We start from the raw sequence: 24,812 nt of genomic DNA on the forward strand, positions 1-24,812 counted from the left end.
CGCGAGGGGGCCGCCGTTGTGGTCAATGACCTCGGTGGACCGCGCGATGGCTCCGGCAATGACGAATCGATGGCGCAGCAAGTGGTCGACGCCATCAAGGCGGAAGGCGGCCGTGCGGTCGCCAATGGCGCCGACATCTCGACCATGGCCGGCGGCCAGTCGGTGTTCGACGACGCCATCAAGCATTTCGGCCGCGCCGACATCCTGGTCAACAATGCCGGCATTTTGCTGGACCAGACCTTTGCCAAGGCCACCGAAGCCGGTTGGGACAAGGTCTTGAAGGTGCACCTGAAGGGCACATTCTGCACCACCCAGCCGGTGTTCCGCTGGATGCGGGAAAACGGCGGCGGCGTCATCGTCAACACCTCCTCGACCTCGGGCCTGATCGGCAATTTCGGCCAGACCAATTACGGCGCCGCCAAGGGCGGCATCTGGGGGCTTTCCAATGTGCTGGCGATCGAGGGCCGCAAATACAACATCCGGGTCTGGACGCTGGCGCCGGGCGCGCTGACCCGCATGACCGCAGACCTGCCCCGCTACAAGGAGAACCCCGGTGCCGCTTTGCCACCGGACGGCATCGCGCCGGCCGTGCTATACATGGTCAGCGAATTGTCGGGCGACCAGACCGGCAAGGTGCTCGGCGTCTCCGGACCCCGCGGCGTGCGCGAGATGCGGATGATGGAAATGGAAGGCTGGACGCCGCCATTCACGGGATGGAAGGCCGAGGATATCGTTACCCACGCCAAGGAGATCTTCTTCTCCGAGGATGAGATCAAGAAATCGGCGCGAAGGCTTAAATAATCGTCATTCCGGGGCGATGCGAAGCATCGAACCCGGAATCTCGAGATTCCGGGTTTCACGCTTCGCGTGCCCCGGAATGACAGGAAACAGAGGCACCCATGACAAAACTCACCCCCAAGGCGGCCGGCACCTTCGCGATCGCACCGACGCCGTTTCACGATGACGGCCGCATCGACGAGAAATCCATCGACCGGCTGACGGATTTTTATGCCGAGGTCGGCTGCGACGGCGTCACCGTGCTGGGCATCCTGGGGGAGGCACCGAAACTCGATGCGTCAGAGGCCGAGCAGGTGGCGATCCGCTTCGTCAAGCGCGCCAAGAACATGCAGATCATCGTCGGCGTGTCCGCGCCCGGCTTTGCCTCGATGCGCGCGCTCGCGAAAGCCTCGATGGATGCGGGTGCGGCCGGCGTCATGATCGCACCGCCGCCTAACTTGCGCACCGACGACCAGATCACGGGCTATTTCAAGCAGGCGCAGGAAGCGATCGGCGACATTCCCTGGGTGCTGCAGGACTATCCGCTGACCCTGTCGGTGGTCTTTACGCCGGCGGTGATCCGCAAGATCGTGATGGACTCACCGACCTGCGTGATGCTCAAGCACGAGGATTGGCCCGGGCTGGAAAAGATTTCCGCGTTGCGCAACTTCCAGAAAGACGGCTCGCTGCGGCCATTGTCGATCCTGGTCGGCAATGGCGGCCTGTTCCTCGATTTCGAGATGGAGCGCGGCGCCGACGGCGCGATGACCGGCTACGCCTTCCCGGAACTCCTGATCGACGTGGTGAATCTCTCGAAGCAGGGCCGTCGCGATGCCGCGCACGATCTGTTCGACGCGCATCTGCCGCTGATCCGCTACGAGCAGCAGCCGGGCGCTGGCCTTGCCGTGCGCAAATACGTGCTGCAGAAGCGCGGCATCATCGCCTCCAGCGCGCAGCGCAAGCCGGGCGCGGGCATCACGGCGCAAGCCAAGGCCGAAGTCGAATATCTGCTGTCGCGCGTGGCGCGGTTCGACAAGCGCGCCAACCTGCAGCCGCAATCCAGCGCGGCGGAGTAGCAAAACCGTCATTGCGAGCCAACGGGGCGGCGCGAAGCGCCGCCCCGTTGGCTCGCAATGACGGTGCTTTTTGAGCCGCCTCGCGACTGACGAGAGATAGGAAAAGCATTTTATGCCCGCCGAAATCGTCGCCTCGCGTCCCGCGTCCACCATTCTGCTGCTACGCGACAGCGCAGCGACGCCGGGCGAAATCGAGGTCTTCATGATGGTGCGCCATCATCAGATCGAGTTCCAGTCCGGCGCGCTGGTGTTTCCCGGCGGCAGCCTCGACCGCGGCGATCAGGAGATCGCCAAAAGCCCCGCGTTTTGGTCTGGCGGCGAAGGGCTCGATGCGGCCGCGCTCGGCTTCCGGATCGCCGCGATCCGCGAGACCTTTGAGGAAAGCGGCATCCTGCTGGCGCGTCCGCGCGGCTCGACGGCGCTGGTCGATGCGAAGCGGGCTGGCGAGATCGAGGCGGCGAGCCGCGCCGCCGTGTGCGAGGGCAAGACGAGTTTTTCAAAGGTGCTTGCTGACAACAGCCTGCTGCTCGCGCTCGACGAACTCGTGCCCTATGCGCACTGGATCACGCCCGAAGGCATGCCCAAGCGATACGACACCTGGTTCTTCCTCGCTGCCGCGCCGCCGGCGCAGGCAGGCCGCCACGACGGCAAGGAATCCACCGACTCGATCTGGGTTTCGCCGCGCGAGGCGCTCGAAGGCGGCAACAGCGGCCGCTTCAAGCTTCCGTTCCCGACCACGCGCAACCTGATCCGACTCGGCAAGCAGAAGAGCGTCAGGTGCGCGCTCGACGACGCCGGCGGCAGGAAGGTTGTGACCGTGATGCCGGTGATGACCAGACTGAACGGCGGCCGGCAACTTCGGATTCCGCTCGAAGCCGGTTACGACGGCGAGGTGTTCGAGGTCGGCGCGCTGGGGTAACGTGCTGCATTGGGCAGGGGAGCGCACATGAAGCTTCGGTGTATCGGCGCAATTGTGGTTGCGTGGCTGGCCCTTCTCGCCGCCCCGGGCGGGACATCGGCGCAGGAAACTTTCCCCAATCACCCCATCCGCATCATTATTCCCTATTCGGCCGGCAGCGTCGCCGACGTGTTCGGGCGGATCGTCGCGCAGAACATGGCGGCGCAATGGAACGGCTCGATTATCAACGAGATCAAGTCCGGCGCCAACGGCTCGATCGCCGCCGAGGAAGTCGCCCGCGCTGCGCCCGATGGCTACACTTGGCTCTTGGTGACGGCCTATTTCACCACCAGCCCCTCGCTGTTCAAGGAGCTGCGCTGGGATCCGCAGCGCGATTTCATCCCGGTCGGGCAGATTTGCAAGGCACCGAATTTCTTCGTCGTTCCGACCTCGCTGCCGGTGAAGAACGTCGCCGACTATGTCGCCCTGGCGAAATCAGAACCAGGCAAGCTATCCTACGGCCATCCCGGCAAGGGCTCGACCGGCCATCTCGGCTTCGAGCTGTTCAAGCGGCTGGCTGGAATCGATGTTGCCGGCGTCGGCTATCGCGGCTATCCGCAGATATTCCCCGATATCGCCTCAGGCCTGATCAGTTCGACCTTCCTGTCCGCGAACCAGGCGCTGGCGCAGGTGCAGACCGGCGCGATCCGCATCATCGGCGCGATCAGTGACGGCCGTTCGAAATATTTTCCGGACGTGCCGACGCTCGCCGAGCAGGGTTATGCCGAGGCGCAGGTCACGCCATGGTTCGGCATCGTGGTGCCGCGCGGCACGCCGGAGCCGGTCGTGGCCCGCATCAGCACCGCGCTGGAGGCAGCGCTCGCCAACGCAGACGTGCGCGAAAAACTCGACATCGCCGGCTGCGAGCCGAAGAGCGCGCCGCGGGGGCAGTTGGCCGACATCATCAAGTCGGACATCGCGCTGTGGGCGAAGGTGGTGAAGGATGCCGGTATCACGGCGGATTGAGCGTGACGCGGGCGCCGGCGACCCGGCGATGGCCGGGTTGGCGTGTTCCCCTTCGGCCTGATTCCATCGTATAAAAGGCTCCGGAGCCGGTCACGAACCCCATGTCCCTTGCCGCCATGATCAGACGGATACGGTCGTTCTCGCTTTCGATCGGGCAGTTGACCTTTGCCAGTTTCATGCTGCTGCTGGCCATGATCGCGATGACCAGCATCGCCAGCGTGATCTCGATCCGCCACATCGGCGCGACCTTCGCCGAACTGCAGCATCTGCAGAACCTCGGCGACCTGGCGGAGGAGATCGACCGGCGCGTCAACGAACTCAGGCTTGCGGCACGCGATTTCGTCACCGACCAGGGCGCGCGGCCCGATCGGGTCGGGCAAGCTGCCTCCGCCTTGAGCGAGCTGCTGAAGAAGACGCGGCTGGAGCTTGCGCCCGAACAGCAGGACATGATCGACGGCCTCACGCAGCGGCTGACGAACTACAGCGATGGGATCGCCCGCGTCTCCGCCCTGATAGCGCGCCGTTCCGATCTGGTTGCGGCATTGCCGCCGGTCCGCGAGCGGTTCGAGCAGGCGGTCGCAGGCGTTTCCGACCGGGCCATCGCGAGAAACCTGTTCCGGGCTCAGAACCAGATTGCCGCGGCGCTGTTGGCGCATGATCCGGCTTCTGCCGAGCAATCGGCGCAGACCATGCGGGCGGTCCCGATCGACGATCCCGCGCTCCGCTCGGCGGCCGATGCCTATGCCGATGCGATCATTTCGATCGCAGGAACCGAGGCCCAGATCGCCCAACTGGACCAGGAGGTGCTGGGTACCGAAGGTCGCCAGATCGGCCGCGTCACCGACCTCTTGCGGGACCTGAGCGCCAGCAGGGGCCGCGTGCTGTCGAATAATTTCGCCCGCACCCTTGGCCGCGATAAATGGCAGAGCATCATCCTGGGGATGGCGGGCGTCCTGATCGGGCTTGCGGCGGCGCTGTTCGTGACGCGGCTGACCGTCCGCCCGCTGAAGGCCATCGCCGGCGCCATCCGCTCGCTTGCCGCCGGTGAGAAGCATACCTCGATCCCGGCCACCGACGTGAGAAACGAGATCGGCGATATCGCGCGCGCCGCCGAGGTGTTTCGGCGCACCCTGGTCGACGCCGACGCGGCGCGGGAAGCCGCCGTTCGCGCGCTCGCCGAGCAGCGGCTCGCCGAGGAAAGTTATCGCAAGCTGTTCGAGGGTTCGGTCGACGGCATCTATGTGACGACGCCGGCCGGCGCGCTGCTCAACGCCAATCCGGCGCTGGCAAGGATGATGGGATACGATACGCCGCAGGATTTGATCGACGGCATCGGCGACATCACCGAGACGATCTACCTGCAACCTTCGGCGCGCGAGGAATATCAGCGCCTGATGCAGCGCGACGGCATGGTGCGTGAGTTCGAATATCAGGTGCGCCAGCGCGGGGATAAGATCCTCTGGCTCTCCGACAGCGCCACCGTGGTGCGCGACGACCAGGGCCGGATCGTCCGCTATGAGGGCACGGTGCGCGACATCACCGACCAGAGGCGCGCCGAGGACGCGATCGCCGAAGGCCGGCGGCTGCTGCAGGAGGTGATCGACACCGTGCCCGCCGTCATCAATGTCAAGGACAAGGAGCTGCGCTATGTCCTGATGAACCGTTACATGGCCGGCATTTTCGGAGTAGAGCCCGCCGATGCCATCGGCCGCACCACCACCGACCTGATGTCGCGCTACGGCGCGCGAAAGACCGACGAGAACGACAAGCGCGTGCTGACGGCGGGCCGGGAACTCGGCTTCTATGAGGAGGAGTATCTGGATTCATCCGGAAACCTGCGGCAATGGCTGGTCAACAAGCTGCCGCTGCTCGATGCCAATGGTGAGATCGAGAACATCGTCACCGTCGCGCTCGACATCGGCGAGCGCAAACGCGGCGAGCAGGAGATGCGCAAGGCCAAGGATGCCGCCGAAGCCGCGTTGCGCAACCTGCGGGAGACCCAGAACTCGCTGATCGAGGCGGAGAAGCTCGCTGCCCTCGGGCGGCTGGTGGCCGGCGTCGCCCACGAGGTCAACAATCCCGTCGGCATCAGCCTGACGGTCGCATCCGCGCTGGAGCGCAAGACGGCGCTGTTCACGGCCGAGGTCGCGCGCGGCGACCTCAGGCGATCGAGCCTCCATGATTTCCTCGAGACCAGTCGCGATGCCTCCTCGCAACTGGTGGCCAATCTCAACCGCGCCGCCGAGCTCATCACCTCGTTCAAGCAGGTCGCCGCCGACCGCAATTATTCTGACCAGCGCACCTTCGACCTCGGTGATCTCACCGAGCAGGTGGTGATGAGTTTGCGGCCCGGCCTGCGGAAGCACAATCTGGCGCTTAACGTAGACTGCCAGCCCAACCTGACCATGAACTCCTATCCCGGCCCCTACGGGCAGGTGCTGACCAACCTGTTCCTCAATTCGGTAGCGCATGCCTTCCCGGATGGTCGGCCGGGCGCGGTCGATATCCAGGTGCGGGAGTCCGGCAAGGACAATGTCGAGATCCTGTTTTCCGACAATGGCTGCGGCATGAGTCTCGACGTCCGCCGCCGCGCCTTCGATCCGTTCTTCACGACGCGGCGCGACCAGGGCGGCACCGGGCTCGGCCTGCACATCGTCTACTCCATCGTCACCAACCGTCTCGGCGGCCGGCTCGATCTCGATTCCGAGCCGGGCGGCGGCACGCGGATCCAGATCATCCTGCCGCGCGTGGCGCCGCTCGAGCAGGCGGCGGAGTAGTCGATAAAGGCGACAGGAGATCCTCCGATGCAGCCGCCGCCGTTGCCGGGACCGCAGCCATCGCCGACCGACTGCCCCAAATGCGGCAAGGAAATGCGGCTGGTGGAAAGAAGCTCAATGTCGGGGGACGACATGCGCACTTACCGTTGCGACGGGTGCGGCGACGAGCACATCATGAACTTCGGAACAGCGCTCTGGAAAATATTGTCCGACGCCCGCAAACGCGACGAATGATGGATGGCCTAATCGACGTCGGCGAGCTTGCGCAAGGTTGCCTTGAAGATCTGGCTCGCCTTGCCGACCAGCGCGGTGCCGTCCATCACGGCTGCGGTATCGGTGAAGGTGCCGGAGACGCCGATGCCGACCGGGCTCGGGCCGCCGAACAGCGGATTGGCGTCGGGACTGGAGGTGTGACGCTGCACCAGCACCTCGCCCTTGAAGGTGTTGCCCTTCGACGTGTAGCTGCCGGTGTAAAACAGATAGGCATCGCCGCCGAGGATCTTGCCATCGCGGAACATGATCACGCCGCTGCCCTTGCCTATGCGTCCATCCTGCAGGCTGACATGGATCGAATACAGACCGTTTTTCATAAGGCAGCCGATTGCGACATCCGTCCCCGCGGTGTCGGCAGCTTGTTATGCCAAAGCGGGGTACGCAGCGTCAACGCGGCAGGTTGACCGCCCGGATCGAGGCCGGAGGGCTGGTCGGTCCCGGGATCGGCCATGCGGGACACGGGGACGACACGGCCCCTGTTCGCCGCAAAGTTGGCACGCGAAATGCTTGGATGTCTCTGCACCGGCCGGTGGGTGCTGGAGCAGGAGACTGGTGAGCCACTGGATTGATTCCGGCCGCGATCGGCCGCGGCCAAGGACTGACGACTGGGAAAATGAAAATGATGGCCTGGAACACGTGAACGGCCGCCGCACCCGGCGGTTGAAAGCGTCGCTCGCGATCGGCTTTGCGGTACTGTTGCTGGGGCTCGCCCCCCAACTCGGCCATGCCCGTGACCGCGGCCAGTTTGCCAATTCCACGCCCGATATGAAGGCCTGGTTCGAGGGTTTGCGGAGCGGCAAAGGTCCATGCTGTTCGGACGCCGACGGCACCGCGATTTCGGACGCGGACTGGGAAAGCAGGAATGGCCATTACCGGGTACGCGTGCCCCGCTACGGCTACCTCCTGGCCGGCCAAGAGCAGGAACTGGTCTGGGTCGACGTGCCGGAGGAGGCCGTGATCACCGAGCCGAACCGGATGGGGCGGACTATGGTGTGGCCGCTCTACGGCTATCTCGGGTTGACCATCCGCTGCTTCATGCCGGGCAGCATGACCTAAAGTTCGTCATGCATATTTCTTGTCGCGCTCCAGCAGCTCGATGGAAATGCCCTGCGGTCCGCGGATGAAGCAGATGCGCACCCCGGGCCGGATCGTGGTCGGCTCCCTGGTGAATTCGACGCCTTTGGCCTTGATTTCGGCGGCCACCGCGTCGATGTCCTTCACCGTCAGCCCGAAATGATCGAGCCCCTGATAGGGCGTCACCGGCGGGGTGTTGACGCCGTCGCCTGCTGTCACCGGCGCGATGAAGACGTTGGCGCCGCCGAGCTTGACGTCGATCCGCCCGGGGCCGCGGATGATGACGCCGCCGAGGATATCCTCGAGCCAGGTCGCGGTCGCCTCCGGATCCGGACTGCGCAGGTGGACATGATCCCAGGTGACTATCGGCATTCTCGATTCTCCCGTTGGCTTGTTGGGCGCCGTCTCGCGCGCCGTCATGATTTGGCCGCGGCAAGCGGGCTGCGGCAGGATCGTTTTAGCGCTGGCGCCGTCGGATGGCCATCCCCGGCACATCCCGACTTGAGGGGGGGTCAGCAACTGGACAAAGATTTTCCATTCGGGGCGGGAACTAACTCCAGCCTTCGTCAATTGATCGCCCAAGCGATGGATTGGCCGCTGTGCGGCGCAGCAGCCGATGTCGGTTTAGCCGCATCTCGGTGGCATGACGATGAACACGCTCCCTTGCATCGAATTGACCGGGCTTTCGCGGACGCCTTGGCTCGGTGCCGGTTTTCCGGGCCGGCCGGAGAACGCAAGCGAATATTTCAGGCTGGCCTATGTCTTTCTGCCGGCCGCCGCGATCGCCGGCTTGGCTATTTGGATGCTGCTGTCAGGCGCCGCCGGCAAACCGGCCGAAAGCCAGGCAGCAACGCTGGCCACTGCCATCGAGCCTGCGCCGGCGCTCGCCGTCGCAGCCGCCCCGCAAGCGCTCAATCCCGCAGGCCCGACGAGCGAGGCGATCGTTCCTGAGGAAAAAGCGCCGGTCGACGGCTTGAAGATTTCGTCGCAATATTGGCGGCGCGGCGGTCTCGGATCAAACGCGCTGGTCACCTTCACGCTGCGCAACGGCAACGACTACGCGGTCAAGGACATCGAGATCACCTGTGCCTTCAGCCGCAGGGACGGCAGTCATCTGACCGATCGCACCCGCCTGATTCACGACACCGTCAACATGAAGGGCAGGAAAACCTTCGCACACTTCCATGTAGGTTTCGTCAATATCAACGCCAGCAAGGCAAAATGCTCGCCGGTGGCAGCCCAGCACATCTAGCGCAAGTCGGTTCGTGGCGGTAACGCGGCGGTAACTTCGTCGTTACGCCACCTGCGCGGCCCCTAGGAACCAATCACGCCATCCCTAGTTAGTCGAAGTATCCGTCGGTTCGTGCGGATGGAGCGACGCCAGCGATGCCCGTAGTGCGATATTTCTTCTTTGTCGGCGGAGTTCTGCTCGCGCTGCTGCTGATGGCGGATGCTTATCTCCCAAAGATGCCGGTTGAGGCGAGGGCGGAAGCCGACCTGCCGGTTATTCGCATTCATTCCGATCGTAAATGGCCACAAGCCGTGGTCTTCGATACTAGCCATCCGACGATCGTTCCCGCGCAGACGCAGGCCAGCGTCCCGGCTGCGGCGACGGTCGCCGACATTTCGTCTAAGTCGCGTGTGCGCGAGGCATTTGCGCAGCTGCAGCCGGCCAATCAAACGCAGGCGCGGCTCCCCGATCCGAAGAAGCCGGAAGCAAAGCTGGTGCAGAAGCGCAGAATTGCCAAACGCCGCGCGGCCCCGCCGGTCATGCTGGTGGCACAACAGCCGCAGTTCAGCCTATTCGGCAACAACACCTGGTGAGTCGGCCCTTCGGGCCGCCAGCGGCAACGGCTGCTCATTGATTGGACTGCGCGGCCTGCATCATCGATTCCCGCAGCCATTTGTGCCCGGGATCGAGTTCATTGTTGGCGTGCCACATCATGTACAGGAATTGTTCCGGCATCTCGATCGGCATTTCGTGAATGTCGAGGGCGAAATTGCCCGCGATCTCTTCAACAAAGCGGCGCGGCAAAATGCCGATCAAATCGGTCCGCTCGACCATCGGTGGTATCGACCAGATCTTTGCCGCAATGTAGCCGACGCGGCGCGGCAGTCCCTTGGCCATCAGGCCTCTGTCGATATTGGTCAATCCGCGCAGCTCACGGCCGAGCGCGATCTGCGTCAGACCCTGGAGTGTTTCGAGATCGAGCGGCTTTGAGATAGCGGGGTGATCGCGGCGGCTGACGACCACGAGATCCACCGGGCAGATCGGCTTGACGATCATGTCCGTGGTATCGACGGGAAATGCGAAGCAGGCGAGATCGACGGTGCCGGCGGCGATGCCTTCGTGAAATTTGGCGTCACCCTGAATGCACTCGATGCGGACGTTCGGCGCCTCCGACATCAGGGTGCGCACCACCGGCGGCATGATGATCGGCTCCAGCGTATCGACCAGGATCACGCGAAAGATGCGCCTGTAGTTCGCCAGATCGATGCTGGCGCCGCCGCCCAGTTGCTGGCCGATGACGCCGAGCGCCTCGCGGACCGGGCGGATCATCTCGCGCGCCCTGACAGTCGGCTCGACGCCGCCCGGCGCGCGGACGAACAGGGCATCGTCGATCCGTTCGCGCAGCCGCGCCAGCGCGTTCGAGACGGCCGGCTGGCTCATGCCGAGGCGGTCGGCGGCCCGGCTGATATTGCTGGTCGCGTAAACCGCCTCGAATATGACAAGCAGATTAAGGTCGACGTTTTTGAGATTCTTCGACATCGAACGATGGGTCAGCCGGCTGCGCGCCCGGGCGTTACTCAGGCCCTCGAACAAAGGCTATTCAAACAAGGGGCTTCCGGCAAGTCCGCGCATCGCGGCATCCCGCAGGCGATGGCCCCCGGCTGGTCGGCGCGGATCGATGGTGGAGTTGGGATCAACTGGGACACGGCCCCTGATCCAAGCGGACTATTCGGCCACCGTCCGCAAGGCGCTGCATAGCGAGCTGCACACGAACCTGGTCAGGATGCCGGTCCATGAGATCGACAAGCAGCCGCTGGCGTGCTCCGCGCGCTGCCCTAATGCAGCGCGCGGATAGCCGGACTAGTCGTCGTGATGGATCACGGTCTTGCTTTCGACGCCGTCACCATGCTCTTTCTTGATGACCGTGGTGCGATCGCTCGGCTCATGCTCCTTGATCACTGTCTTCTCGCGAACGCGGTCGCGGTCGTAATCGCCGTGGCCTTCGCCGACGGTGACGCCAGCGCCAACCGGGCCGACGCGAACGCCAACCTCATCCGCCAAAACGGGCGCCGAAAGGGCGCCGATTGCGGCGGCAACAAACAATAGCTTCTTCATCATGTCCTCCTTCATATGGAACGAGGAACAAACAATCGATCGCGTCTGTCGTTCCAGTGGAACCTGCACAAACCGACGGCGATGGAACGAAGCCCCAAGACCACGTCGCCAAGGGCAAGCTCAGCTGAAAGTTCTGATCGGCCGGCGGCGATGGCAACGACGTCAATCGGTCACGCGCTTCTCGCTGCGCAACCAGCCGTGGATGATCTGCCACCTGTCGCGGCCGCTGGATCGGAAATCCAGCAGCGGCGAGCGCCTGTCCTGAAGCTCGCAATAGAATTTCAACGTATCCCGGGAAGACGGCTTCGGTGGGACGACAGGCTGGGCTTGCAGCCACCGGTCCCATTCCTGAAGAAGGCGGGATTTTCGTTCGTTTTGTCTCATTGACAGCGCGTCCTCGACCCAAAGGGCGAGGCCCTCGATCGTTCGATGGGGCGCGCTGGTTTTTTAGCGTGTGCCGTCTCTGCTCGAGACGGTGGATGGTCCATGCAAAAGGTGTCCGGTACCGCCGCGCCGGTCACCACCTTCGGAGCCGAATATGCTCAAAAGGGCTTAATCGTTTCTAAAGACGCGTACGTATCGTTAACTCCCTTGTAAACCCAGGGCGGAGCTCACGGGTCCAGCAAGCGCAGAATAAAGCTGCTGATGCCGACACAGAACGAGAATTTTGGCCGGCGAGTCAATATTTTTTGCTACGTTTGGACTGGGCGTTGGTAGTCTGATCGCGATCACAACCTGGCCGGTTATTGCCGCGGCGCAGCAATCGAGGAAAAGTCCAGTTGTGAGGGTCCGATGTCCTGCCCGCAAGAATGGGGACCTCACATGAAGGACGCGGTAAGTTTGCTTTGCACAGGACTGGCGGTCGGCGCGATCGTGTTTGCCGCGCCTGCACGGGCCCAGACCTACGACCCAAAATACCCGGTTTGCCTTCAGGTCTACGAGGGCATGGTGAACTACTACTTCGAATGCAGTTACACCACGATGGCCCAGTGCGCGGCGTCGGCATCGGGCCGATCCGCCAGCTGCGTGGTCAATCCATATTACGCCAAACCCGCTTCGCGCAAAAAGCAGCCCCACAAGTAGCGGCAAGTTTGGCGCCGGCGAGATCGCCGGAAACGATTGCCGGGGCGCGTGTCTCACTGACGCGTTACGGTCATCGTTGCGTGCCTGGGAACGGACCGTGAGGTACTGGCGCGCTCGGAGAGATTCGAACTCCCGACCCTCGGATTCGAAGTCCGATGCTCTATCCAGCTGAGCTACGAGCGCATTTGTCCTGCGGCCGAAATCTGTTCGGCGGCTCCGATTAGCAGAATTGGACTGATGCGGCTACCCCATGTGGGCCGCGGCGGCCTTGAAGCCCGGATCGGCGGCCGCGGTTCAGAGCTTTGGAAAATCCTTGCGCATCGCGATTTCGGCGGCGTCGCCCGGAGACAGCACGGTCTGGTCGAAGGAGGGTTGAGGGGCGGTGACGATATCGTAGAGCGAGATGGCCTTGATGGGCTTGCTCATCAATTCCTGAACACATTGGGCCAGCGTGCCGGTGAAGACCAGATAGGGACGGCTGCTGCCGTTCAACCGCTGGCCTTTCAGCGAGGGCCATTTCTTGAGGTCCGCCGGCGCGTCATAGCAGATCGGGGAGCCTTCCTTGAACATTCCTCACCCCTTCATCATCAGCTGATTCTAGGCCGGGTGAGTAAACAGATATTAAACGCACCTTAACCAAGGGGCGCCTCGCCGAGGCCTCACCCGAACACCAGGTCCGGCAGCCACAGCGTCAGGATCGGCACGTAGGTGATGATGCCGAGCACGATCAGGAGCAGGATCAAAAACGGCAGGATGCCGCGGATCACCTCGCCGATCGGGGCCGAGGAGATGGTGGCGAGCACGAACAGATTGAGGCCGACCGGCGGATGGACCAGGCCGATTTCCATGTTGTGGGTGAAGATGATCGAGAAATGCACGGGATCGACCCCGAGTGGCTTTAGCGCCGGCGCCAGAATCGGCAGCACCAACAGCAACGTGGCCGTGACTTCGAGGAAGCAGCCAAGAAGCAGCAGCAAGCCGTTGATGATGAGCAGGAATTGCCAGGTCGCAAAGCCGTGGCCGATGACGAAATTGACGAGCTGGTTGGGGATGCCGGATTCCGTCATCCAGTGGCCGAAGGCGAGCGCGGTTGCCACGATCAGCATGATGGTGGCGGCCGAGCGGATGCCGTCGGTGATGACCTTCAGCGTCTCGGTCCAGTGAAACCCGCGATAGAAGATCAGCGACACCAACAGCGCCACCGCCGCCGACAGCGCCGCGGCTTCCGTGACGGTGACGACGCCGCCATAGATGCCGACCGTCACCACCAGCGGCACGGCGAGTGCCGGCACCGCACGCGCGGTGACGCGCAGCCGCTCGGCAAACGGCAGCGACGGTTCGACCGGAAAATTGCGCCGGCGCGCGTCGTACAGGACCCAGGCTGCGAACACGAACGCCTGCAACAATCCCGGCAGCACGCCGGCCAGGAACAGCCGCGGCACCGATTGTTCGGCGACGATGCCGTAGAGAATGAGCGCGAGAGATGGCGGCACCACGATGCCGATGGTGCCGGAGGCGCCGACCACGCCGAGCGCAAAGGAGCGCGGATAGCCGCGCTCGATCATCGCGGGCACCAGGATGGTGCCCATCGCGAGCGCGGTTGCGACGCTGGAACCGCAGATCGCCGCAAACAGCGTGCAGGCCACCACAGTGACGAGGCCGAGCGAGCCACGGATGCCGCCGAGCCAGGCGGTTGCGACATCGACCAGGGCTTTGGCGACGCCGCCGGAGCGCATGAAGGCCGCCGCCATCACGAACAGCGGCAGCGCCATCAGCGTGGTCGAATTGAGCTTGTTGATCACCATCTGGGCCGCGCCGACCAGGGGCTGGCCGGTGGCGATGTAGAGAATGCCGGCGCACATGCCGAGCACCAGGAAGATCGGCATTCCCGCGGCCAGCAGCCCGAAGAACAGCACCAGGAACAGGAGGGTCAGCATGATCGGGACCGGCGATCCCTGATCTAGCGGTCGGGATGCGGAGCGGTCAGGCCGCTCGGCATCTCTTCTTGAAATACGTGACCGACCGTCATCGTCGCCGGGTCGAAGTAAAACGTGAAGCGGACCAGCCGCATGACGTAGCGCACCAGCATCAGCGCGCTGCCGACGGGGAGGGCGAGATAGTAGATCCACATCGGGAATTGCAGGTCGGTGGAGCTCGTCTCATCGATCAAGAGCGAAGTATCGACGATCTGCCAGCCGTACCAGATCAGCGCGCCGCAGAACACAATCGCAACCAGGCAATTGAAGATCTCGACCAAGCGCAGGTAGCGCGGCGGCAACAGCCGCAGCACCAGGTCGGGCCGCACGTGACCGTCGCGGCGCACCAGCTGGCTGGAGGCGATCATGATCGCCCAGATGATGAGATAGACGATCACCTCTTCGGCGTAACTGATGGCATGTTCGGGATCGAAATATCGCCCTGCGACCTGAAGCACGCCGATCACCAGCGCAATCAGGCCGAGGAGGCCCACCAGGGTCTCCTCGATCTTGTCCCACCAACGAAGAACGACGGAAGCTTTCGCAGAGGCCACGGCTCTAGCTGCCGCTGCTGGCTTCGGCCATGATCAGCTTGACCATTTCAGGCGAGACCTTGATGTCCTTCGCCACCTGGTCCTGGTCCGCCATCATCTTCTTCCGCTCCTCCGCACTCTGCTCGGCGGTCGGATCGGCGAACTTGATGCCGTGCTCCTGCAGCGTGGCGCGCGCCCTGGTTTGCGCGGCCGCCATGTTGGCGCGGTAGGTCGGCACGTTCTGCGCCCAGAGATCGCCCATCATCTTCTGCTGGTCGGGCGTCATCTTGTCCCAGAACAACTGGCTCAACAGCGGAATGTATTCGGCGATGAACTGGTGATCTTCCAGCGCATATTTGACGCCGGCATCCCAGAGCTTGGCGCTGACCAGGCTTTCATTTGAACTGACGAGGCCGTCGAAGGTGCCCTGCGACAGCGCCAGCGGCACGTTGGGCCATGCCGTGGTGTTGGGGATCGCGCCGAGGAAACGAGCGCGCCAGGCCTGTCCCGCGCCTCCGGAATTGCGGATCTTCATGCCCTTGAGGTCAGCGAGAGCCGCGATCGGCTTGTTGGAGCTGTACCAGTTCTGGAAACCGAGATCGAGATAGGGCCCGAGCACATGCGAGCGCAGCTTCTGCTGGATCTGGCCGTTGAGGTACTGGCCGGGCTTGCCGTCGATGATCTTGTGAATGAGGTCGATCGGCTGGCCGTAGAGCACGGGAAGCTGGAAACAATCCGCATCCGAGACGATGCCGGTGATGGTCCAGCTGCCGGGCGCGGCCATCTCGACCTGTCCCTGGATCAGCGCCTTGCCGACCTCGAGATCGGGATAGAGCTGGCCGCTCTCGAACACCTCGGTCTTGATCTTGCCGTTGGAGGCGGCCTCGACCTTGCCGAGATAGTCCTTTAGCGAGACGTTGCGCAGATGCGAGGGCGCGGTGTCGAGCGATAATCGCAGCCGCAGCGGCTCGTCGGCCCGCGCCGAGCGCACGAAGGCCGGTGCTGCGATCGCGGCAACCGAGGCAATGGCAAAATGGCGGCGTGACAGGCGCAGTGTCATCTGACGTCCTCCGATGATGTTAATTCGGTTGGCCGGGCGTAAAGGCGCGAGGCGGCGGCGAAATTTGCGGCTACCTTAGCCGCGCGGCCCGGCGATCGGCAACGCGCAATCGGGTCGCCGGCACCTGGTCGACCTTGTCTATTGGTCGTAAGCGGCCAAGCCCATTGGATCGGTTTGCCGAGATTGATGCGGCGCAACAATGACGCGCCCTCAAACGCCGCCCGGCAGGTCGATGCCGGCTTCCGTCAAGTCGCGAAGGAATTTCCGTACCAGCAGGATGTTGGTTTTCTGCAGCTCGTGATTATTGCCGAATTTGTATTGGTTCGCCTCGGTCACGATCAATCCCTGGTCGGTTTCGCGAAGAATGCCTTTCTTCTTCAATCGATCGGCGCGCCGCCGGACGGTTTCGATCGGCATCGCCAGGAAACGCGAGAGCGCGGCGCGGGAAACGCCCTGCTTGATCGCGTCGGGTTCAACGGTCTCGACGCTGCCGAAACGGCTGTCGAGATCCGGGTCCTTCATGATGTGGATGACATTGGCATTCAATACGGAATGGATGATCAGCAAGTCGACGTGATCGAAGTCGTAATGACGGAACATTTCGCTGGCTGCGCACAGCATATAGGCGAGTGAATGCCGTGAAATGGTGCGGATCTTGTCCGAAGCGGCGTTGTCGTCTTTGCTCGTGCCCATTTGAAAACTCATTTCAGCAAAGCTGCTCGCTCCAGCCTTTTCGAAGTCACTTTCACATTTGTCGGAATGATTTGCGTCTGTGTCACGACGCGAAACGATCGCATCGAGCCGTTCCCCAATATGGGTATGGTGGCGGTCCCGCAGCGTCAATAGCGGCTTGTTGGCCTCGTGATTCTCTTCGATAGATCGGACAATCGGCGCGCGCGCAACCGGCGTGCGCCGGGAGCGTTCGAGCGGGAAGCGGCCACATGACATTCATCATCGAAGCGGTAAAGGACGATCGCCGCACCACCGATTTCCGCTCCAGCGCGACTGTCGCGGTGACGCTGGCTCGCAAGCTTGCGGCGGATGGCTTTGCAGTTTCGATAACGGACCCAAACGGGCAGGAATATTCCGCCGATCGGTTCGATCTCCTGCTGACCAATGAAAGCCTGAATTCGCGGGACTAGCCGGTCCCGTGCGCCCGGCCGCGATGACGCGACGCAGCGGAGTGGAAGTTTGATCGCTGCCGCCACACGTGCTGTATAGGCTCCTCGTCTCTCTCGATGTCAGGAGCTTTCCGATGCGACGTGTTCGTCTGTCCGCCGTGGCGCTGGCGATCCCGGTTTTTGCCGCTGCGATGGGCTATCCGGTCAGTGCCAGCGCCAAGCTCGTCCGGCTGGAGATTGCCTCGAAGCAAAGCTATGGCACCTTCAGACCCGGCGAATTCGTGTTTTGGCAAGGCCGGATCACCGGCGAGCTGCAGCCGACCGAGAAGATTCCGGGCCTCGACCAGGCGCCCAAAAACGCTAATGGAGTGGTTGAATATTCGGCCAAGATCTCCTTGATCTTCCCCAGCAATCCCAGGAACGGCAACGGCGCGCTACTGGTCGATATCCCGAATCGCGGCCGCGCCTATGCGCAGGCGCTTTACAACAGCCCGCGCGATGAGCCGTTCGAATCCGGCACCTATGAGGTGGGTACCGGCTTCCTGCAGGATCGCGGTTTTTCGGTCGCCGAGGTGGACTGGGAACTGGGTCAGGGCGCCGAGTTGCCGTCCTTTACTGACAGCGCCGGGAAAAAGCGTTTTGTAGAAGGGGTCGGATTTGCCATCGTCCGGGATGCCGCGGATTTCCTGGCGCACGGAACCGCCGACACGGCGGGCACGGCTAATCCCCTGCAGGGCGCGATCCAGCGCACGCTGGCGTCCGGCAAATCGCAATCGGGGCGTTACCTCAAGACTTTCCTGCTCAACGGCTTCAACATCGCCGACGGGCGGCGCGTGTTCGATGGCATGCATGTGTTCGTATCCGGGGCGGGCATGCTGCCGATCATGCAGACGGGTACCGGCCCGCAATCGAGCGCCACCGGCGCCCCGAGCTTCGAAGATCCCGAGTTCCGCGGCGTCCACGAGGACGTGCTGACGATCGGCGAGATCATGAAACGCCTCGAGGCGCGCGGCGAGAAGCCGCCGCTTATGCTCATGATCAATTCCACCACCGACTATTTCTCGCTGCGCGCCTCGCTGTCGCGGACCGGCGCCGAGGGCACGGCCGAACTGCCTTTCCCCGACAATGTCCGGGTCTACGACATCGCAGGCGCCTCCCACGTCGTGCTGCGCAAGGCCAATTGCGAGCTGCCGCCGGCGCGACTCGACTGGAGCCCGGTGTCGCGCGCGACGCTACTGCATCTCGACGACTGGGTGGCGAAGCGGACCGAGCCGCCGAAAACCCGTCTGATGCCGCTCGAGCCGGCCAACGGCGACCCGACCGTGCTGCGGGCGCCTGCGCACCTCGCCAAGGCGACGATCGAGATTCCGAAGCGGGACGCGGACGGCAATGTCCTGGGCGGGGTGCAGCTGCCCGACATGGCAGCGCCGCTCGGCGTCAATGCGCGGCAAAACCCGCCGCTGTCATTTCAATGCATGCTGGCCGGCGCCTACGTTGCGTTTCCGCTGACGCAGGCGGATGCCGATGCCGCCCACGACCAGCACCGTCCCGTGCTGGAGCGGTACAAGACGCGCAACGACTATGTCGATCACATCCGTGTCGCCGCGCGCGACCTGGAGAGCCAGGGTTTTCTGCTGCCCGATGATGCCGCCATCATCATCCAGTCGGCGGCGGAGAACCCGCTGTGGCACAGCGTGGCTCCCTGACCCGAGGGCGCGCCGCCGCTACGCCGGCAGCGCCGCTCAGAAGCAGGGGTATCGCCGGTGGTCCTGGCCGATATAGGTGGCCGAGCCCCGATAACAGAAATTGGTGGAAGGACCGTCATAATAGGCGAAGGTGCCGGGAACGGGTCCCGGTCCGTAATTGTGGTTGTAGCTGATGTCGTACGGCAGCCAGTAATGATGCCAATAGTGGTGGTGGCCATGCGCCAGCGCGAGGCTCGGCGCCGCGGCGAGGGCGGACAGGATGATGGCGGCGGAAAGCAGCCTCAGGTGGGTCATCTGGATTCTCCGGCAGGGACCTGAAAACAAGACAGTTTAGGCCATCGGCGGTTCCAATCCAGAGCCGAATGCCCGCAAATTTGCGGAAAGGTTCGTCACACGACGGTCATTTTCGGCTGATTGCGGATGCTTAACGAATTTCCAACACAGTCCGGCCAGAGTTGCGCCGTCTGGTTCGGCTACGGACCGGTTTTGCTCCGTTGCCAAACTCTCAGTCCGGCCCCTGACCGACCCATGCGCATCACGCTTCTCGCCCTGGTATCGCTCGCGGCTCTCGCCGCGTCGCCGGCGCGCGCCGATCTGCACATCACCCGGGATCACGGCGGTTATGTCGAGGAGTACAAGGCCAAATATGGCCGCATCCGCGACCGCCATGAGCGCGTGATCATCGACGGCATCTGCAATTCGGCATGTACGCTGGTGTTCGGCATCGTGCCGCTGAACAAGATCTGCGTCACCCCGCGCGCCAGCCTCGGCTTCCACGAGGCCTATTACGACAAGGCCTTCACCTTCGGCATCAAGGTCACCAGCGCCGATGGGACGTCCGACCTGATGTCCTATTACCCCGATACGGTAAAGGACTGGATCCGCAGGAATGGCGGGCTCACCACCGAGATGAAGAAGATCACCAACGGCGAGGAGCTCTGGAAAATCGTCGATCCCTGTCCGGACGAGTGGTAGGCCGCTTTCAATCCAGATCGATCGTCCCCGACATCACGGGAACGCAGCGGCCGCCGATGAAGGTCGCGGTGACGATGCCGTCCTTCTTGTCCGCCTCGGCCTTCAACAGGCTCGGGCGCCCCATTTCGACGCCCTGCGCGATCGTCTTCGACAGGGACAGTTCGCTCTCGGGGCGCAACCTGGCGAGCAGGCCGATCAGCGCCACATTGGCGCTGCCGGTCGCGGGGTCTTCCGGAATATTCAGGTGAGGGGCGAACATCCGCGCCCTGATGTCGATGTCGCCTTCATTCGCCTGGGTATAGATCATGATGCTGACGGCCGGATGTTTTGTCACTTCCAGCCGGAACACGTCGCTGTTCGGGCTCGCAGCGGCCAGCGCGGCGCGGCTTTTCAATTCGGCCAGGATGAAGGGCGCGCCGCAGGAGGCGATGCAGGGGCGATGATGGGTCGTCTCGATATCGCCGATTGAAACGCCGCAGGCCGACGCCACGAGTTCGCCCGCGATCTCCGCGCCGACCGAGAGCGGCTGCGGCGAGGCCAGCCGCGCACCGACCACTGTGGCGCCCTCCCTCAGAATCTCGATCGGGACCAGGCCCGCCTTTTCCTCGAACATCACGCTCCCGCCCTGGACCGGCCGGCCGTAACTTTGGCCTGACCGGGCCAGCACGAAGGCGGTGCCGACATTGGGGTGGCCGGCGAACGGCATCTCGCTCCGCGGCGTGAAAATCCGCACCTCGGCGGTATGGTTCGAGTCCTGCGGCGGCCGGACGAAGGTCGTTTCTGCCAGGTTGAATTCGGCGGCAATGGCCTGCATCTGCTCGCTCGACAGGCCGTCCGCGTTCAGCACGACGGCCAGCGGATTGCCGGCGAAGCGATCCGATGTGAAGACGTCGACCGTCTGGAATTGCAGGCGCATCACTCTCCCTCGAGTCTTGCCATGTGATACCGGGTTGGCCGACCCGCGTGGTTCACAATTGCCGGATAGCACAGCTTCAGGCAAGCAGGGCGCCAATGAACACCGACGTCGAAACCTTGGCCGCGCGCGCGGCGCCGGCGATTTTCGTCGTGCTTTGGAGTTCCGGCTATATCGCCACCAAGATCGTGCTGCGCGGCGCCGAGCCGTTCACCTATCTCACGATCCGCATGGCGCTCGTGGTCGCGCTGATGGCCATGATCGCCGCGATCGCCCGGCCGCGATGGCCTGATCGCGCCGGCATCGCCCACAGCGCGGTGGCGGGCATGCTGATGCACGGGGTCTGCTTGGGCGGGACGGCGGTTGCGATTACACATTCGATCCCGGCCGGGCTCGCGGCGCTGATTCCGGGGCTGCAGCCGATCCTGACCTCGACGCTCGCCAACCGCTGGCTTGGCGAGCGCGTGACGCCACTGCAATGGGGCGGGCTGTTGCTCGGGCTGGTCGGCGTCGTCCTGATCCTGCACGGCCGTCCGATGACCGGGGAGGCGGGCTGGGGCTGGCTGGCCTCGGCCGTGTCGCTGGTCGGCATCACCCTGGGCACCCTGTACCAGCGGCGCTATTGCGGCCGGATCGACTGGCGCGCCGGCAATCTTGTGCAGTATCTCGTGGTCGCGATATTCTCGGCCGCCGTCGCCTGGTTGTTCGAGGACAATGCGGTGCACTGGACGGAGGAGTTCGTCCTCACGCTGGCCTGGCTTGCGGTCGTGCTCTCGATCGGGTCGATCGGGCTGTTGTACTGGCTGATCCGGCGCTCGGCCGCGACCTCGGTCGCGAGCCTGTTTTATCTGGTGCCGGCGGTCACGTCCCTGATGGCGTTTGCCCTGTTCGGCGAGCGGCTCGACCCGGTCGCCATCGGCGGCATGCTGGTCTGCGGCGCCGCGGTGTTCCTGGTCAACCGGCGCGCCTGACCGCGTCGCGGCCATCCCGCGACCAACAGCCTCGGGCCTTCGCCCCAAGACTCCAGCGGAATAGGCGCCTGCGCCTATTCCGCTGGAGTGAGTACCGGTTCTGCGCGTCCAAACCGCGCAGACGATCAGTCTCAGTACTTCCTGGCCTTCTTTTTCTTCTTGCCGGCCTTCTTGGCAGCTTTCTTGGCGGCTTTCTTGACCGCCTTCTTGCCGGATTTCTTGGCCGCAGATTTCTTGGCGGCCTTCTTGGCCTTCTTCGGCGCGGCCTTCTTGGCGGCCTTCTTTTTCTTCTTCACGGCCTTCTTGGCGGCCGGCTTCGGCGGCTCGGCTGAAGGCATCGTCTCTGTCATCGGCGGTGTAACGGGTGTGTCGTCGTCCATGTAATCCCCCAAGGTTTGTCGAAGCCGTAACGATAACCGGATTCGCCGATGTGTAAAGCCGATGACGCGACGCGCTTGCTTCGCGCGGTGCGGCCTCAAGCCAGGCGGCGGCTCCGGCGGACCGCTCCGAGCCTGCCGCGCCTCGCGCCGGAACGGGCGGGGACAACCCGGCAATGCCCGCGCCACCGCGCAGGCATTGCAACTTTGCCGGCCGGGATCCGTACTACAAGGGGGCATGCAGGAAGGGCGCCGGAGGATCTCGTGAAGCGCACTGTCGTTCTCTATCTGGCGACCCTGGTCGTGCTGATCCCGGTCGATTTCCTGTTCCTCGGGCTCATCGCCAAGGGCTTTTTTGCTTCGCAAGTCGGCGACATGCTCGGCGAAATCAGGCTGTTGCCGGCGCTTCTGTTCTACCTGATCTACGTCGCGGGCATCCTGATCTTCGTCAGCGCTTCGGCCTCGGCGAGGTGGCAAACGACGCTGCTTTACGGCGCGCTGTTCGGCTTTTTCTGCTACGCGACCTTCGAATTGACCTCGCTGGCGCTGTTGAAGCACTGGACCTGGCCGGTCGTGGCCGTCGATGTCTGCTGGGGATCGTTGGTGACGGGGCTGTCGGCAACGGTCGGGCTGCTGGTGGCCAACCGGCTCGCGCCGAAGGTTTGAGGGACTCCGTAGGGTGGGCAAAGCCGCTCTTGCGCCGTGCCCACCTCTTCATGCAGCGGCTTCTCCAATGGTGGGCACGCTGCGCTTTGCCCACCCTACGCCGTTGTGCTCGCGAAACCTCACTTCGGCTGCGGCACGATCCGGATGTACGGCTTTGGCGACTTCCAGCCCTGCGGATAGATGGTCTTGGCCTCGTCGTCGCTGACCGAGCCCGCGATGATGACGTCCTCGCCCGGTTTCCAGTCGGCCGGCGTCGCCACGCGATGTTTCGCGGTCATCTGCAGCGAATCGATCACGCGCAGGATTTCCTGGAAATTGCGGCCCGTGGTCATCGGATAGACCAGCACCAGCTTGATCTTCTTGTCCGGCCCGATGATGAAGACGTTGCGGACGGTCTGGTTGTCGGCGGCGGTACGCTTGGTGACGTCGCCGGAGGCCGAGGCCGGCAGCATGTCGTACAGCTTCGAAACCTTGAAATCGGTGTCGCCGATCATCGGATAGTTCGGCGCGGCACCCTGCGTCTCCTTGATGTCCTCGGACCATTTCGAATGCCGGTCGACCGGATCGACCGAAAGCCCCATCAATTTGACGCCGCGCTTGTCGAATTCGCCCTTCAGCTTGGCGAGCGCGCCGAGCTCGGTGGTGCAAACCGGCGTGAAATCCTTCGGATGCGAGAACAACAGCGCCCAGCCGTTGCCGATCCAGTCATGGAATTTGATCTTGCCCTCGGTGGTCTCGGCTTCGAAATCCGGGGCTTCGGCGCCTATCTGTAGAGCCATGTCGCGACCTCATGTCTTTGGAGTTACAGGTGAATTTCGACTATCTGAATATAGGCCCGGACCGCTAGAGGGAACCGCCCGCCAAAAAAGGGGAGATGTTTCTTCGCTTTGGGGAACTCCTAGCATTTTCTTTTGATCCGCGCTGATGCGGCGGAAAAACCACAGCGGTGACCGTAAAGACCACGGTTGTCCGGAATATCCCGCGGCCGCCCCGATATTGCCTTTTATGGCCCCCAACACCCCGGCCCCGGGGTGCCGTCAGTCGAACCGCGACGGACGGCACCGCGACAAATAGGCAACCATCTAAAAAAGTCACGACCCGATTTTCCATTCGTTAACCACTCGTTTACGCCGGCAGGAAATGCTGGTCCAGAACAAGAAACTGAGAAGAAGAACTGTCCAATGTCTGCCTCCAAGCTGTCTGCCGCCAAGCTCAAGTTCGCCGAACCGCTCAATGCGCTCGAACCCTCCGAGATTTCCTGCCGCGACGGCGCAGCCCTTGCCCTTGCCGTCGTCCGCGATGGCGTGATCACCGGCGAAGGCCCGACCACAAGGGGCCGCATGCATTTTTCCCGCGAACTGGATGCCTTCGACGCTGCCTGGTGCGCGCGCATCCTGACCGCGACCGCGGTCGACCACCAGCCGGTCAGCCGGGCGGAAGCCGAGGCGCTGTTCGAGATCGACGCCGCCGCCGCCGAGCGCAGCGACGATGGGCGCTTCGACGATCTGTTTGCGAAAGCCGTCGTGCATCACGCGGCCTCCGCCTCCGGCCTGCCGGTGCCGCCGCGCACGGTGGCGCTGTCGCCGGAAACCGAGATCGAGAGCTGGGCGCCGAATAGGGCCGTCAATGTCGACACCGAAGTCCTGGAGTGGATCGCCGGCCAGATGCGCGGCAAGCCGCGCCGCAACCGCACCCTGATGGCCCTTGTCGCCACCATCGTCGGCGCCGCCACGCTGCCGCTGACGCAGCTGCCGAACGTGTTCGACATCGGGATGTGAATTCGTTTTCGCGGGGGCGGCAAACTGCCCGGCGCTACGCGGATGTCATCGCCCGGCAAGCCGGGCGATGACAAGTGAGGTCGTCATTGCGAGCCAACGGGTCGCGCGAATGCGCGCCCGATGACAGGCTCCGCGAAGCAATCCATCGCGCAACAAAAAGGAAGAATGGGATTGCTTCGCTGCGCTCGCAATGACGTTGAAACATACGTCCGCGATCTCGCCGCGAGCATCGCGCGAGGTATTGGTTTATTTCCCGCCCTTCAATCAAAGGGCGCAGGGAATGCCGGGCGGCCGATGCGCCCGATAGCCGTGTGTGCAATGGTAGTGGGTAGAGCGCACACACGTTAGCAGGTCACACCGGAATCACCCGGCATTCCCCACGCAATGGTTTTACGGATTATAACGT

Annotated in this window: 30 protein-coding genes and 1 tRNA gene; 16 read left to right on the plus strand and 15 right to left on the minus strand. The window is 63.5% G+C overall.

Annotation, left to right across the window (positions count from 1 at the left end; genetic code table 11):
* The 6 genes from VK804_RS32535 to VK804_RS32560 all read left to right on the plus strand — a co-directional run.
* A partial coding sequence (locus VK804_RS32535; protein ID WP_325752402.1) for an SDR family NAD(P)-dependent oxidoreductase occupies positions 1-801 on the plus strand: 801 nt, incomplete at its 5' end.
* 98 nt (positions 802-899) lie between these two features.
* Positions 900-1,853 carry a dihydrodipicolinate synthase family protein gene (locus tag VK804_RS32540; protein ID WP_325752403.1) on the plus strand — a complete coding sequence of 318 codons (954 nt, stop codon included), beginning with the start codon at positions 900-902 and terminating at the stop codon, positions 1,851-1,853.
* A 112-nt stretch (positions 1,854-1,965) separates the two neighbouring features.
* Positions 1,966-2,772 carry an NUDIX hydrolase gene (locus VK804_RS32545; protein ID WP_325752404.1) on the plus strand — a complete coding sequence of 269 codons (807 nt, stop codon included), beginning with the start codon at positions 1,966-1,968 and terminating at the stop codon, positions 2,770-2,772.
* A gap of 27 nt (positions 2,773-2,799) precedes the next feature.
* Positions 2,800-3,777, plus strand: coding sequence for a Bug family tripartite tricarboxylate transporter substrate binding protein (locus tag VK804_RS32550; RefSeq protein ID WP_325752405.1), 978 nt, complete (start codon positions 2,800-2,802; stop codon positions 3,775-3,777).
* Between the two features lie 101 nt (positions 3,778-3,878).
* Complete coding sequence (locus VK804_RS32555; protein ID WP_325752406.1) at positions 3,879-6,554, plus strand: PAS domain S-box protein; 2,676 nt, start codon at positions 3,879-3,881, stop codon at positions 6,552-6,554.
* 27 nt (positions 6,555-6,581) lie between these two features.
* On the plus strand, positions 6,582-6,788 hold the full coding sequence (locus tag VK804_RS32560; protein ID WP_325752407.1) for a zf-TFIIB domain-containing protein: 207 nt from the start codon (positions 6,582-6,584) through the stop codon (positions 6,786-6,788).
* 8 nt (positions 6,789-6,796) lie between these two features.
* Here VK804_RS32560 and VK804_RS32565 read toward each other — a convergent pair whose 3' ends face one another.
* Complete coding sequence (locus VK804_RS32565) at positions 6,797-7,144, minus strand: GrlR family regulatory protein (protein WP_325752408.1); 348 nt, start codon at positions 7,142-7,144, stop codon at positions 6,797-6,799.
* Between the two features lie 235 nt (positions 7,145-7,379).
* Between VK804_RS32565 and VK804_RS32570 the strand changes: the two genes are divergently transcribed.
* Positions 7,380-7,883, plus strand: coding sequence for a hypothetical protein (locus tag VK804_RS32570; protein ID WP_414642878.1), 504 nt, complete (start codon positions 7,380-7,382; stop codon positions 7,881-7,883).
* A 6-nt stretch (positions 7,884-7,889) separates the two neighbouring features.
* On the opposite strand, the gene VK804_RS32575 is transcribed toward VK804_RS32570, so the two are convergent.
* Positions 7,890-8,273, minus strand: coding sequence for a VOC family protein (locus VK804_RS32575; protein WP_325752409.1), 384 nt, complete (start codon positions 8,271-8,273; stop codon positions 7,890-7,892).
* Positions 8,274-8,550: 277 nt separating this feature from the next.
* Here VK804_RS32575 and VK804_RS32580 point away from each other — a divergent pair, with 277 nt between their 5' ends.
* Positions 8,551-9,153, plus strand: a complete 603-nt coding sequence (locus tag VK804_RS32580; protein WP_325752410.1) for a hypothetical protein — start codon at positions 8,551-8,553, stop codon at positions 9,151-9,153.
* A gap of 215 nt (positions 9,154-9,368) precedes the next feature.
* Positions 9,369-9,725, plus strand: coding sequence for a hypothetical protein (locus VK804_RS32585; RefSeq protein ID WP_325752411.1), 357 nt, complete (start codon positions 9,369-9,371; stop codon positions 9,723-9,725).
* Positions 9,726-9,759: 34 nt separating this feature from the next.
* Here the strand turns inward: VK804_RS32585 and VK804_RS32590 are convergent, their stop codons facing one another.
* The 3 genes from VK804_RS32590 to VK804_RS32600 form a co-directional block, all read right to left on the minus strand.
* Positions 9,760-10,671 carry a LysR substrate-binding domain-containing protein gene (locus VK804_RS32590; protein ID WP_325752412.1) on the minus strand — a complete coding sequence of 304 codons (912 nt, stop codon included), beginning with the start codon at positions 10,669-10,671 and terminating at the stop codon, positions 9,760-9,762.
* A gap of 321 nt (positions 10,672-10,992) precedes the next feature.
* Entirely contained in the window at positions 10,993-11,247 is a 255-nt protein-coding gene (locus tag VK804_RS32595; protein ID WP_325752413.1) for a hypothetical protein, read from the minus strand.
* A gap of 162 nt (positions 11,248-11,409) precedes the next feature.
* A complete protein-coding gene (locus VK804_RS32600; protein ID WP_325752414.1) occupies positions 11,410-11,532 on the minus strand; it encodes a hypothetical protein in 123 nt (40 codons plus the stop codon).
* Between the two features lie 537 nt (positions 11,533-12,069).
* Here VK804_RS32600 and VK804_RS32605 point away from each other — a divergent pair.
* A complete protein-coding gene (locus VK804_RS32605) occupies positions 12,070-12,330 on the plus strand; it encodes a DUF3551 domain-containing protein (RefSeq protein ID WP_325752415.1) in 261 nt (86 codons plus the stop codon).
* Between the two features lie 106 nt (positions 12,331-12,436).
* On the opposite strand, the gene VK804_RS32610 is transcribed toward VK804_RS32605, so the two are convergent.
* The 6 genes from VK804_RS32610 to VK804_RS32635 form a co-directional block, all read right to left on the minus strand.
* Positions 12,437-12,513 (minus strand) — tRNA-Arg (locus VK804_RS32610).
* 111 nt (positions 12,514-12,624) lie between these two features.
* The gene (locus VK804_RS32615) at positions 12,625-12,900 is read right to left on the minus strand and encodes a hypothetical protein (RefSeq protein ID WP_325752416.1); all 276 of its coding nucleotides are present in this window, start codon (positions 12,898-12,900) and stop codon (positions 12,625-12,627) included.
* A gap of 89 nt (positions 12,901-12,989) precedes the next feature.
* Positions 12,990-14,267 (minus strand): TRAP transporter large permease, encoded by a 1,278-nt coding sequence (locus VK804_RS32620; protein ID WP_325752417.1) that lies wholly within the window; start codon positions 14,265-14,267, stop codon positions 12,990-12,992.
* A 23-nt stretch (positions 14,268-14,290) separates the two neighbouring features.
* Positions 14,291-14,860: a TRAP transporter small permease gene (locus VK804_RS32625; protein ID WP_325752418.1), complete on the minus strand. Its 570-nt coding sequence runs from the start codon at positions 14,858-14,860 to the stop codon at positions 14,291-14,293.
* A gap of 4 nt (positions 14,861-14,864) precedes the next feature.
* Positions 14,865-15,899 carry a TRAP transporter substrate-binding protein DctP gene (gene dctP / locus VK804_RS32630; protein WP_325752419.1) on the minus strand — a complete coding sequence of 345 codons (1,035 nt, stop codon included), beginning with the start codon at positions 15,897-15,899 and terminating at the stop codon, positions 14,865-14,867.
* A 210-nt stretch (positions 15,900-16,109) separates the two neighbouring features.
* The gene (locus VK804_RS32635; RefSeq protein ID WP_325752420.1) at positions 16,110-16,847 is read right to left on the minus strand and encodes a hypothetical protein; all 738 of its coding nucleotides are present in this window, start codon (positions 16,845-16,847) and stop codon (positions 16,110-16,112) included.
* On the opposite strand from VK804_RS32635, the gene VK804_RS32640 reads away from it, so the two are divergent.
* Positions 16,841-17,041, plus strand: coding sequence for a hypothetical protein (locus tag VK804_RS32640; protein ID WP_325752421.1), 201 nt, complete (start codon positions 16,841-16,843; stop codon positions 17,039-17,041). The two genes, VK804_RS32635 and VK804_RS32640, sit on opposite strands and share 7 nt — an antisense overlap.
* A gap of 113 nt (positions 17,042-17,154) precedes the next feature.
* The gene (locus VK804_RS32645; RefSeq protein ID WP_325752422.1) at positions 17,155-18,726 is read left to right on the plus strand and encodes an alpha/beta hydrolase domain-containing protein; all 1,572 of its coding nucleotides are present in this window, start codon (positions 17,155-17,157) and stop codon (positions 18,724-18,726) included.
* 36 nt (positions 18,727-18,762) lie between these two features.
* Here VK804_RS32645 and VK804_RS32650 read toward each other — a convergent pair whose 3' ends face one another.
* Complete coding sequence (locus VK804_RS32650) at positions 18,763-19,020, minus strand: hypothetical protein (protein ID WP_325752423.1); 258 nt, start codon at positions 19,018-19,020, stop codon at positions 18,763-18,765.
* 234 nt (positions 19,021-19,254) lie between these two features.
* Between VK804_RS32650 and VK804_RS32655 the strand changes: the two genes are divergently transcribed.
* Positions 19,255-19,701, plus strand: a complete 447-nt coding sequence (locus VK804_RS32655; protein ID WP_325752424.1) for a hypothetical protein — start codon at positions 19,255-19,257, stop codon at positions 19,699-19,701.
* A 7-nt stretch (positions 19,702-19,708) separates the two neighbouring features.
* On the opposite strand, the gene VK804_RS32660 is transcribed toward VK804_RS32655, so the two are convergent.
* The gene (locus tag VK804_RS32660) at positions 19,709-20,617 is read right to left on the minus strand and encodes a PhzF family phenazine biosynthesis protein (protein WP_325752425.1); all 909 of its coding nucleotides are present in this window, start codon (positions 20,615-20,617) and stop codon (positions 19,709-19,711) included.
* A gap of 95 nt (positions 20,618-20,712) precedes the next feature.
* Between VK804_RS32660 and VK804_RS32665 the strand changes: the two genes are divergently transcribed.
* Positions 20,713-21,585: a DMT family transporter gene (locus VK804_RS32665; protein ID WP_325752426.1), complete on the plus strand. Its 873-nt coding sequence runs from the start codon at positions 20,713-20,715 to the stop codon at positions 21,583-21,585.
* Between the two features lie 131 nt (positions 21,586-21,716).
* Here the strand turns inward: VK804_RS32665 and VK804_RS32670 are convergent, their stop codons facing one another.
* Positions 21,717-21,965 (minus strand): hypothetical protein, encoded by a 249-nt coding sequence (locus tag VK804_RS32670; RefSeq protein WP_325752427.1) that lies wholly within the window; start codon positions 21,963-21,965, stop codon positions 21,717-21,719.
* 261 nt (positions 21,966-22,226) lie between these two features.
* On the opposite strand from VK804_RS32670, the gene VK804_RS32675 reads away from it, so the two are divergent.
* Entirely contained in the window at positions 22,227-22,628 is a 402-nt protein-coding gene (locus tag VK804_RS32675; RefSeq protein ID WP_325752428.1) for a DUF2177 family protein, read from the plus strand.
* Positions 22,629-22,747: 119 nt separating this feature from the next.
* Here the strand turns inward: VK804_RS32675 and VK804_RS32680 are convergent, their stop codons facing one another.
* Positions 22,748-23,407, minus strand: a complete 660-nt coding sequence (locus tag VK804_RS32680) for a peroxiredoxin (RefSeq protein WP_325752429.1) — start codon at positions 23,405-23,407, stop codon at positions 22,748-22,750.
* 402 nt (positions 23,408-23,809) lie between these two features.
* On the opposite strand from VK804_RS32680, the gene VK804_RS32685 reads away from it, so the two are divergent.
* The gene (locus VK804_RS32685) at positions 23,810-24,406 is read left to right on the plus strand and encodes a hypothetical protein (protein WP_325752430.1); all 597 of its coding nucleotides are present in this window, start codon (positions 23,810-23,812) and stop codon (positions 24,404-24,406) included.
* Positions 24,407-24,812: the final 406 nt, after the last annotated feature.

The organism is Bradyrhizobium sp., assembly GCF_035484855.1.
Classification (GTDB): Bacteria; Pseudomonadota; Alphaproteobacteria; order Rhizobiales; family Xanthobacteraceae; genus Bradyrhizobium.